This window comes from Pseudomonas sp. R19M (assembly GCF_050312585.1).
GTDB classification, from domain to species: domain Bacteria; phylum Pseudomonadota; class Gammaproteobacteria; order Pseudomonadales; family Pseudomonadaceae; genus Aquipseudomonas; species Aquipseudomonas palleroniana.
On the sequence record NZ_JBNPJV010000075.1, the window covers coordinates 1 to 10,249 of the forward strand.

Consider the following 10,249-nt stretch of genomic DNA (forward strand, 5'->3'; position numbering starts at 1 on the left):
TCGACTGACCCACCGCTATCGGGAGCAAGCCCCCTCCCACAGTGACAGCGTTAAGCCTTAACTGACTGGCATTAGGGGCAAGCCCGCTCACTACACAGCTAGAAGGTTTGCCCAAGGTTCAGGTATACCGCCTGCTGCTTGTCATCATTGAACCCATAGCTGAAATTCAGCGGCCCCAGCGGTGTATCAAACCCGAGGAAAACGCTCGCGGCGTTGATGTACCCGCTGTCGAACTGGTTGTCGTTGTTCCACGCCCGCCCGCGTTCCACTGACGCACCGAGGTACAGCGGGAAGTCCAGCGGCAGGTACGAACGCGGCGTCAGGCGGCGGAAGTACACTGCCCGCATCAGGGCGATGTTCTGGCCCGAGATAGCATCCTCGCGAAAGCCCGACAGTTGTCGTGCGCCACCGAGCAGGAAGCTGGAAATCACTACATCGGATTTATCCAGGGTGCGTCCATAACGCCCACCCAGTATCAGCGTGTCCGGGCCGTGGCTCATGGCTTTGTCCAGCTTGAATTCCCATTGGCGGTAGCGTTGGTCCGAACCCAGGCCGGGCTCGAATTCGCGGATGGCCAGGCCGATGTCTTCGCCGGAGTGGGGGAAGTACACGTTATCCAGGGAGTCGAACGAGTACTTCAGTTCATAGAAGCCTTCGCTGAAACTTACGCTCGGCAGGTCCCGGTCACCGATGCGCACGTCCGCCTTGCCCCAGGCTTCCCCGACGCCGAAGCGGATCTCGCCGCTGTTGCCGATCTGCCGCCCTACGTTCAGGCCGAAACCGTAACGCTCCAGGCGATATTCGGAGATGGGGTCGTTGTCCAGAATCAGTTCAACGTTCTGCGCCTGGGCCCTGACATAAGGCGCGATGAAATACCGTGAGCCGGTGTCCATTGGCTGGTAGAACTCGCTGTACAACTCTTGGCGATCGCCGATCTGTAGCCGTGTCAGCCATTCGGCGCCAAGCCGGTTGATGCCATTCATGCGGTAGCTGGCGCCGAGGTTGAAGGCACTGTCACCGCGCAGGTCATCCGACAGGTTCAAGCCCAGGCGCAGGTAGTCGGTGCCGCTGCGCTTGCCCCGTGCGCTGATCACCAGGGTGTTGTCGTGACCTTTCTTGACCACGCGGTACTGCACCTGCTCGAAGTAGTCCAGGCCGTACAAAGTGCCCATGTCCGCTTGCAGGCGACCCAGGTTCAGCGGTTCACCCAAGGCTTGGCGGATGTAGTAGCGAATCACGTCATCGCTGATTTTCGAGTCGTTCTCCACTTGGATCGCGGTGATGATCGGCGTGCGTTCGCCCGGTGTGCGGGCACTCACCAGTTGCGGGTCCACGGGCGCTGCGGGGCGCAGGTGGGCCAGACGGACGTCGAGGGCACGAGTGGCGCGGTAGCCGGCATCGATCATGTCCCTGGCGCGACCGAAATCCGTCACCCCGTAGGCCGCCAGCGGCGGCTGGATCAGTACATCCTTGGGATGCAGGGCCTTGAGTTGCTCTTCGGAGTTTCGCCGAGTCATCAGCGTGATGGATTGGTTGAGTACATCTACCACCGTCGCCAGTTGCTTGCGTGAGCGTAGCGGGGTGCCAATGTCCACCACGATGGCAATGTCGACGCCCATTTCTCGCGCCACATCCAGCGGGATGTTGTCGGTCATGCCGCCGTCCACCAGCAGCCGGCCGTCCAGTTCCACGGGGGCGAACACCGCAGGGATCGACATGCTGGCGCGTATCACCTGGGGCAGGTGGCCTTTGTTGAACACCACTTTCTCGCCGGTGGTGATGTCGGTGGCCACGGCACGGAAAGGAATGGGCAGTTTGTCGAAATTGCGGATGTTGCTGGTGTGGGCAAACATGCTTTCCAGCAACAACGCCAGGTTCTGGCCCTGGATCACGCCCAGTGGCAGGCCAAGGCTGCCGTCGTCGCGAAAACTGAGCTTCTGCTTGACCAGGAAGTCGCGATCATCCTGTTTGCGGCGAAACGGCACATCTTCCCGTGGGGGTGCATCGGACAGTGCCTGTTGCCAATCGATATCGAGCGCGAGTTTTTCCAGCTCATCGATTTTATAGCCTGATGCGTAAAGCCCACCAATCACTGCGCCCATGCTGGTGCCGGCAATCGCATCGATCTGGATACCCTGCTCCTCCAATGCCTTGAGCACGCCGATATGCGCCAGGCCACGGGCGGCACCGCCGGACAACACCAGGCCGATCTTGGGGCGGGGCGTCTCAACGGCGTTGGCGAGGAGGGGGAGCAGACATAGAAACAGACAAGACAGCAGGCGGCGCATCATGAATCTCAAAGCTGGGCGATAAAGGTCGGTATTATAGCCACTCGATCTTCCGAGCCCGTTACGTCAGGAACCTCTCAAATTATGTCTGCAAGCAAACCCGAGATCGTCATCACCTATTGCACCCAGTGTCAGTGGCTGTTGCGCGCGGCATGGCTGGCCCAGGAGTTGTTGAGCACCTTCGCCGACGACCTGGGGCGTGTGGTGCTGGAGCCGGCCACCGGCGGCGTTTTTCGCATCACCTGTGAGGGCGTGCAGATCTGGGAGCGCAAGGTGGATGGGGGCTTCCCGGAGGCCAAGGTACTCAAGCAGCGCGTACGCGACCAGATCGACCCACAACGCGACCTGGGCCATAACGATCGGGCATCCTGAATACCGAGGTCACCGCCACCTACGAACGGTGACCCCGCGTGGCGCTGCTATTTGGCGGCCATTTTGTTCTTGATGAAACCGATGATAAACGTCAGCACCAGGCCGCCGAAGCCACTCCCGACGATGTTGCTGCCGAGCGCCGCAACGTTCAGCGCGTCGCCTGCCGGTGCGCCAAGCAGCCAGGAGAGCAACTGGCCGAGTACCAGCCCGCCCAAGCCGCCAACCATTGAGTTGAGCCCGGTACTGCCGAGGCTCTGGTGGGTCATGCCGGCCAGGTTGCCGCCGATGGCACCGCTGATGATCTGAACCAATAAACTGATGAACATTTCCATGGTGAAACCCCTGCATCGCGTAAAGGGAGTGACCACTCGCGTGCAGCAACTTCAGAAACGGCCATGGCTGTCGTCGAGGTGTCTTTTATCCGTTGAACGACTACCGACTGTTGCGGATGTTTGAAGTATAGATCAGGCCGTAGCCGCGGGCTGCTTGGCCTGGCTGGCGCTGCCCATCAAGCCGGAGAGCACGATGGCAGCGATGATCAGCGCACCGCCCAGCAGCATGCGCAGCGTTGGGGTCTCGGCAAACAGCAACCAGGCCACGGTGATGCCGTAGACCGGCTCCATGGCGAATACCACCGAGGCAGTGCGCGCCTTGATGACGGCGAGGCTGGCGACGAACAGGCTGTGGGCCAGGCCGGTACAGAACACGCCCAGCAGTCCGATCCAGAGCCAGTCGATGGCTCGCACATCCGCCAGCCCTGGCGCGGCCACGGGCAACAGGCAGGCGGCTACCACCATGTTTTGGCACAGCGCCGCCTGTACCGCAGGAATCCGCCCGGAACTGGCGCGGTTGTTCAGTGACAACAGGGAAAACAGCAGGCCGGAGGCAATGCCCCACAGCAACCCGCCCGTGGCTTCGCTGGCGAGGTTGAAGTCCGGCGTCACCAGCACCAGGCCAACGCTGACCAGCGCGACCAGCAGCCATTCACTGGGGCGAATGCGCTCGCGGAAGATCAACCCTTCGAGGATCACTGTAAACGCCGGGAATGCGGTAAACCCCAAGGTCGCCACGGCGACCCCCGCCACCTTGACCGCCATGAAAAAGGTCACCCAATGCGCCGCCAGCAGCACGCCGCTGACCAGCAAGCGACGCCAGTCGCGCAGCTCCAGGCTTTTCCAGGTCGTGTTGCTGGCAAGCCGCGCGAAGAGGGCCAGGGCGATCACGGCAAACACGGCACGGCCAAACACGATGATGGCCGGCGAGGCGGCCGCCAGTTTGCCGAAAACACCGGTGAGGCCAAACATCAATGCGCCAATATGCAGGGCGCCGAGGGCTGAGCGGGGAGTCATTGCGATCCTTTGAACCGACGGGTAACAGAAACGCAGTCTAGAGGGTTGCCGAGGGGGGCGTCTGTCGTGCGGCTCGCGATTTTTATCGCAAGGCTCTTCCCTAAGATGAGCGACGCAACCTGCCGGGCGATGCGCCGAACTCCCGCAGCATCGCGGCGGCAAACGCACTTTGTGAGCTGTAGCCGACGCAATCAGCGATTTCTCCGATAGGCAGCACGGTCTCGCGCAGCAGCTTCAACGCCTTCTGCAGGCGGCGGGCGCGAATGTAGTCCATCGGCGTCTGCCCGCATTCGGCCATGAAGCGCGCATGCAGGCGCGCCACCGACAGCTCGGCAATTCGCGCAAGGTCCGCCACTTGCAGGGGATGCGCGACGTGCCGCTCGATATGCGCATTGAACGCTGCATACGGGAGGCGTCGGCCAGGCAAGGGCTGGGCCTGCGGATGATTGAGGCTGGCGAGCAGCAACACGGCGCCTTGCTGGACAATCAACGGGTCTTCCACCGGGCTGTGGGCCAGCCATTGCACCAACTGGTTTTGCCGGGCATCCAGCGCCAGGCGCGTCGGCTGATCCAGCAGGCGGCGGCTGGCATCGGCGTGTTCGCCCAGAGATTGCAGCAGCCAGTGCTCAGTCGGCACATCCAGCACCAGGCAGCGGCTGCCGTCGCGACTGCCGCAGGCATGATGGGCGTTGAAGGGCAGCACCATCACGCTGCTTTCGTGCACCTGGCTGCCACGGCCATCCACCTCCAGGTCCAAATGCCCGGACAGGCCGAACACCAATTGCGCATGGTCGTGGCTGTGGGCGAGGGGGGCTTCAACGTAGTGGCGCAGCGTGAGGGACGGTCTCATCGCGGTCTCCAGAGCAACAAGTGCGCAGTCTACAACGCTTCGCAGGTGCCCGGCGCTGTCATCGCACTGACGCAAAGCTGTCATGGGCTATTAATCGCGAGGGCGCAAGCTCGCGAAAACACCGTCGAGGGATGCCCATGACCAGTGCCGAGTTCGCCAGACCCAGCCGCAAACAACGGGTTCGTACCCTATGGATTTCCGACGTGCACCTGGGCACCCGGGATTGCCAGGCCGAACACCTGTCGCAGTTCCTCAAGGGGTACCACGCCGATAAGGTGTACCTGGTCGGCGACATCATCGACGGCTGGAAGATGCGCGGCGGCATGTATTGGCCCCAGGCCCATACCAATGTGATCCGGCGCCTGCTGACCATGGCCAAGCGCGGCACCGAGGTGATTTACGTCACCGGCAACCACGACGAATTTCTGCGCCGCTATTCCAAGCTGATCCTGGGCAATATCCAACTGGTGGATGAAGCGGTGCATGTGACCGCTGATGGTCGCCATTTGCTGGTGATCCACGGCGATCAGTTTGACGTGATCACCCGTTACCACCGCTGGCTGGCGTTCCTCGGCGACTCGGCCTACGAATTTACCCTGACCCTGAACCGCTGGCTCAACCACTGGCGCGCGCGGTATGGCTATGGCTACTGGTCGCTGTCGGCGTACCTCAAGCATAAGGTCAAGACGGCGGTGAGTTTTATCAGCGATTTCGAAGAAGCGATTGCCCACGAAGTGACCCGGCGCGAGCTGCATGGCGTGGTGTGCGGGCATATTCATCATGCCGAAATTCGCAAGGTGGGCGAGGTGGACTACCTCAACTGCGGGGACTGGGTAGAGTCGTGTACGGCGTTGATCGAGCACTGGGATGGGAGTATCGAGTTGTACCGCTTGGCGGATGCGCAGGCGAAAGAGGCGCAGCTCAAAGCCGAGATGGTTGCCGGCTAGTGTTCGACCCAGTCCGAATGTGGGAGGGGGCTTGCCCCCGATAGCTCTGTGTCAGTCAGCACTTCAGTTGCTGAAAGACCGCCATCGGGAGCAAGCCCCCTCCCACATTTTCAGTCCGGGTTTCTTCAGTTGGAAACGTCGGCGATGGCCAGGGCCAACAGGGTCAGCCGCTTGGCATCAATCCCTGCAACGCTGGCACGCCCTGAACTCACCATGTACACGCTGTGCTTCTCGCGCAGTTGTTTCACCTGTTCGGCATTCAAACCGGTATAGGAAAACATCCCGCGCTGCGCGCCGATATGCGCAAACCGCTCGGCCAAGCCATGGGGCGCCAATGCCTCGACCAGGCCCGCGCGCAAATGGGCAATCCGCGAGCGCATGGCTTCGACTTCGTCGCTCCACACCTTTTTAAGTTCAGCGTCACCCAGGATAGTCGCGACCACTGCCGCACCATGATCCGGCGGCGTCGACCACAGGTTGCGTGCGATATTCGCCAGTTGGCTGCGCACATTCGTGAGCTTCTCGGCGTCTGCCGCACACACGATCAAGGCGCCGACCCGGTCGCGATACAGGCCGAAGTTCTTCGAGCAGGAACTGGTGATCAGTACCTCAGGCAGCTCGGCGGTAAACAGCCGCACCGCCCAGGCGTCCTGCTCCAGGCCGTCGCCGAAGCCCTGGTAGGCGAAGTCGATCAGTGGCAGCAAGTGGCGCTCGCGCACGATCTGCAGCACCTGGCGCCAATCCTCCTGGGACAGGTCGAACCCGGTCGGGTTATGGCAGCAGGCGTGCAGCAGCACGACGTCGCCCTTGGGCACAGTCGACAGGGTGGCGAGCATCGCCTGCACATCCAGGCGATTGTCAGTGCCCACATAGGGGTAATGGCTGACCTTGATCCCGGCCTTGGCGAAGATCGTTTCGTGGATCGGCCAGGTCGGGTTGCTCAGCCACACGCCGCGACCGGGCAGGCTGTGGGCGATAAAGTCGGCGCTCAAGCGCAGGGCGCCGGTGCCACCTGGGGTCTGAGTGGCACCGGCACGGCGTTCGCGGATCAGCGGGGAGTCGGCGCCCAGCACCAACTCGCTGATCAGGCTGCCGAACGCAGGGTTGCCGTGCCCGCCGATGTAGGTCTTGGTGGTCTGCGTGTCCACCAGGCGTTGCTCGGCCAGCTTGACCGAATGAGGGATCGGCGTCAGGCCCTGGTCGTCCTTATAGACGCCCACGCCCAAGTCGAACTTGTTCGGGTGGGTGTCCTGGGCGTACAGGTCCATCAGTCCGAGGATCGGGTCGCCGGGCACGCGGCCAATGGCATCGAAGTGCATTACTTGCGGCCCTCGGCAGTCTTGGCCACTTCGTCAGTGCGTGCGGCCATGATGAAGTCGTTGCGGTGCAGGCCCTTGATGGAGTGGCTCCACCAGGTCACGGTGACTTTGCCCCACTCGGTAAGCAAGCCTGGGTGATGGCCTTCGGCTTCGGAGATTTCACCCATGGCATTGGTGAAGGCGAGGGCGAACTTGAAGTTCTTGAACAGGAAAACCTTTTCCAGCTGCATCACACCGTCGCGGACTTCGATGTTCCAGTCGGGGATCTGCTTGATCAGTACCGGCAGCTCTTCATCGCTGACTTGCGGGGCGTCGGCGCGGCAGGCTTCGCAGTGGGCTTGGTTCAAGTTGGTCATGGGGGTGTCCTGAATTCGAATGTTTGAAGGTCAGTAGCGTCACCCTAAAGCAACGCGGGGCCAGGGAACAGACTCACCTGGCCTTAATCGATGAGGTTCACGCAGCCTTGGGCTTGGGCGGGAATTTCGGCGCATGCAGTCCCAACTGCATCCCGCGCTCGACCATGGCCATGATGTCTTCCTGCGCCACTTCGAACAGGCGCTTGAGCTCAGGCAGTACGAAATACAGCGGTTGCAGGATGTCGATACGGTAGGGGGTGCGCATGGCCTCCAGCGGGTCGAAGGCTTGATGCTCGGGCTCGTCCGACAGGCTGTACACCGTCTCCTTGGGCGAAGACAGAATGCCACCCCCGTAGATACGTCGGCCTTGCGGCGTGTCTACCAGGCCGAACTCGATGGTCATCCAGTACAGGCGCGCCAGGTATACCCGTTGCTCTTTGGTGGCCGCCAGGCCGAGCTTGCCGTAGGTGTGGGTGAATTCGGCGAACCAGGGGTTGGTCAGCAGCGGGCAGTGGCCGAAGATCTCGTGGAAGATATCCGGCTCTTGCAGGTAGTCTAGTTCTTCACGGGTACGAATAAAGGTCGCCACTGGAAACTGCTTGCTGGCGAGCAGTTCGAAGAAGGTCTGGAACGGGATCAATGCCGGTACGCGGGCGACCTGCCAGCCGGTGGTTGCGGCCAGCACTTGGTTGATCTCACCCAGTTGCGGGATGCGATCCAGCGGAAGGCTGAGCTTGTCGATGCCGTCCAGGTATTCCTGGCAGGCGCGGCCCTCGATCACTTTCAACTGGCGAGTGATCAGGGTGTTCCACACCGCGTGTTCTTCCGGCGGGTAGTGGATAAAACCTTGCGCATCGGGCTCGCGGGCCACGTATTGCGTCTGCTTCATACGGCTCTCCTGCTAGGCATTCGTTCTTGTTATGTCCTGCGATGAGCTATTGATAACCCGCTGGGCGTTGGATTCCACCTACCTTCAGCGGTGATGCGTAGGAAAATATACCGGTTTTCGTAAAGTATTCGTTACAGGTGTAAGGCTAATCTTTGCGCTGGGCTGTGAAACGTGCGCAAGGTGTCACATAATCTTGACGAATATCTGCGCCCAGTGACAAAAAGACGCGGCGCCTTCCCACTTTTCGAGCCCTTTCATGCGTATCAAAGTGCACTGCCAGAACCGTATCGGCATCCTGCGGGACATTCTCAACCTGCTGGTAGAGTACGGCGTCAACGTCGCCAAGGGCGAAGTCGGCGGTGAGCATGGCAACGCGATCTATCTGTTTTGCCCCAACCTTGTGAACATGCAATTCCAGGCGCTGCGCCCGCAATTCGAGGCGATAGCCGGGGTGTTTGGGGTCAAGCGCGTCGGGCTGATGCCCAGCGAACGGCGGCACATGGAACTCAACGCGCTGCTCGGCGCCCTGGAGTTTCCGGTGTTGTCGATCGACATGGGCGGTTCCATCGTTGCCGCCAACCGTGCCGCCGCGCAGTTGCTCGGGGTGCGGGTGGACGAGGTGCCGGGGATTCCGTTGTCGCGTTATGCCGAAGACTTCGATCTGCCGGAGTTGGTGCGCGCCAGCAAGTCGCGGATCAACGGCCTGCGGGTCAAGGTCAAGGGTGACGTGTTTCTGGCGGACATCGCACCGCTGCAATCGTCCGAGCACGATGACAGCGAGGCCATGGCCGGTGCGGTGTTGACGCTGCACCGTGCCGACCGTGTCGGTGAACGCATCTACAACGTGCGCAAGCAGGAACTGCGCGGCTTCGACAGTATTTTCCAGAGCTCCAAGGTCATGGCTGCGGTGGTGCGTGAAGCCCGGCGCATGGCACCGTTGGATGCGCCGCTATTAATAGAAGGGGAAACCGGCACCGGTAAAGAACTGCTGGCCCGGGCTTGCCACCTGGCGAGCCCGCGTGGGCAGTCGCCGTTGATGGCGCTTAATTGCGCAGGCTTGCCGGAGTCGATGGCCGAGACCGAGCTGTTCGGCTACGGCCCTGGTGCGTTTGAAGGCGCACGGGCCGAGGGTAAGTTGGGGCTGTTGGAGTTGACGGCAGGCGGTACGCTGTTTCTCGACGGGGTAGGGGAAATGAGTGCGCGCTTGCAGGTGAAGTTGCTGCGGTTTTTGCAGGACGGTTGCTTCCGCCGTGTAGGCAGTGATGAGGAGGTGTACCTGGATGTGCGCGTGATCTGCGCCACCCAGGTGGACTTGTCCGAGTTGTGCGCGCGCGGCGAGTTCCGCCAGGACCTTTACCACCGTCTCAACGTGCTGTCCCTGCACATTCCTCCCTTGCGCGAATGCCTTGATGGCCTGGCGCCGTTGGTCGAGCACTTCCTCGATCAGGCCAGCCGGCAAATCGGCTGTGCATTGCCTAAGTTGGCGCCGGCAGCCATGGATCGCCTCAGTCACTACCATTGGCCGGGTAACGTGCGGCAGCTGGAAAACGTGTTGTTCCAGGCGGTGTCGTTGTGTGATGGCGGCACGGTCAAGGCCGAGCACATTCGTTTGCCGGACTACGGCGTGCGTCAGCCGCTTGGCGATTTTTCCCTGGACGGCGGCCTGGAAGAGATCGTCGGGCGGTTCGAGAAGGCGGTGCTGGAAAGCCTGTACGCCGAGCACCCCAGCAGCCGGCAATTGGGCAAGCGTCTGGGGGTGTCTCACACCACCATCGCCAATAAGCTGCGTGATTACGAAATCCTGAAGACAGATAAATAACCTGCCTGACTCAGCGCGGTTAAAACTGTGGGAGCGGGCTTGCTCGCGAATGCGGTGGAC

Annotated in this window: 10 protein-coding genes; 3 read left to right on the forward strand and 7 right to left on the reverse strand. The window is 61.5% G+C overall.

Translation table 11 applies throughout. From position 1 onward, the window contains the following. Positions 1 to 98: 98 nt before the first annotated feature. Positions 99 to 2,288: a patatin-like phospholipase family protein gene (locus ACQRBT_RS16125; protein ID WP_090369495.1), complete on the reverse strand. Its 2,190-nt coding sequence runs from the start codon at positions 2,286 to 2,288 to the stop codon at positions 99 to 101. An 84-nt stretch (positions 2,289 to 2,372) separates the two neighbouring features. On the opposite strand from ACQRBT_RS16125, the gene ACQRBT_RS16130 reads away from it, so the two are divergent. Next, complete coding sequence (locus ACQRBT_RS16130; RefSeq protein ID WP_060756064.1) at positions 2,373 to 2,660, forward strand: SelT/SelW/SelH family protein; 288 nt, start codon at positions 2,373 to 2,375, stop codon at positions 2,658 to 2,660. Positions 2,661 to 2,707: 47 nt separating this feature from the next. Here ACQRBT_RS16130 and ACQRBT_RS16135 read toward each other — a convergent pair whose 3' ends face one another. The 3 genes from ACQRBT_RS16135 to ACQRBT_RS16145 form a co-directional block, all read right to left on the reverse strand. Beyond that, positions 2,708 to 2,992: a hypothetical protein gene (locus ACQRBT_RS16135; RefSeq protein WP_060756063.1), complete on the reverse strand. Its 285-nt coding sequence runs from the start codon at positions 2,990 to 2,992 to the stop codon at positions 2,708 to 2,710. A gap of 132 nt (positions 2,993 to 3,124) precedes the next feature. Beyond that, positions 3,125 to 4,009, reverse strand: coding sequence for a DMT family transporter (locus ACQRBT_RS16140; protein WP_412047153.1), 885 nt, complete (start codon positions 4,007 to 4,009; stop codon positions 3,125 to 3,127). A 100-nt stretch (positions 4,010 to 4,109) separates the two neighbouring features. Beyond that, a complete protein-coding gene (locus ACQRBT_RS16145; RefSeq protein ID WP_198762723.1) occupies positions 4,110 to 4,859 on the reverse strand; it encodes a helix-turn-helix transcriptional regulator in 750 nt (249 codons plus the stop codon). Between the two features lie 137 nt (positions 4,860 to 4,996). Between ACQRBT_RS16145 and ACQRBT_RS16150 the strand changes: the two genes are divergently transcribed. Beyond that, the gene (locus tag ACQRBT_RS16150) at positions 4,997 to 5,806 is read left to right on the forward strand and encodes a UDP-2,3-diacylglucosamine diphosphatase (RefSeq protein WP_060756060.1); all 810 of its coding nucleotides are present in this window, start codon (positions 4,997 to 4,999) and stop codon (positions 5,804 to 5,806) included. 125 nt (positions 5,807 to 5,931) lie between these two features. Here ACQRBT_RS16150 and ACQRBT_RS16155 read toward each other — a convergent pair whose 3' ends face one another. From ACQRBT_RS16155 to phhA, 3 genes are all read right to left on the reverse strand, one after another. Further along, the gene (locus ACQRBT_RS16155) at positions 5,932 to 7,125 is read right to left on the reverse strand and encodes an amino acid aminotransferase (RefSeq protein ID WP_412047154.1); all 1,194 of its coding nucleotides are present in this window, start codon (positions 7,123 to 7,125) and stop codon (positions 5,932 to 5,934) included. Then, positions 7,125 to 7,481 (reverse strand): 4a-hydroxytetrahydrobiopterin dehydratase, encoded by a 357-nt coding sequence (locus ACQRBT_RS16160; protein WP_060756058.1) that lies wholly within the window; start codon positions 7,479 to 7,481, stop codon positions 7,125 to 7,127. Before ACQRBT_RS16160 ends, ACQRBT_RS16155 begins: the two co-directional genes overlap by 1 nt. A 97-nt stretch (positions 7,482 to 7,578) precedes the next feature. Further along, a complete protein-coding gene (gene phhA, locus ACQRBT_RS16165) occupies positions 7,579 to 8,370 on the reverse strand; it encodes a phenylalanine 4-monooxygenase (protein WP_412047155.1) in 792 nt (263 codons plus the stop codon). A 256-nt stretch (positions 8,371 to 8,626) separates the two neighbouring features. Here phhA and ACQRBT_RS16170 point away from each other — a divergent pair, with 256 nt between their 5' ends. Beyond that, positions 8,627 to 10,189, forward strand: coding sequence for a sigma-54-dependent transcriptional regulator (locus ACQRBT_RS16170; protein ID WP_060756056.1), 1,563 nt, complete (start codon positions 8,627 to 8,629; stop codon positions 10,187 to 10,189). The last annotated feature ends 60 nt before the right edge of the window (positions 10,190 to 10,249 follow it).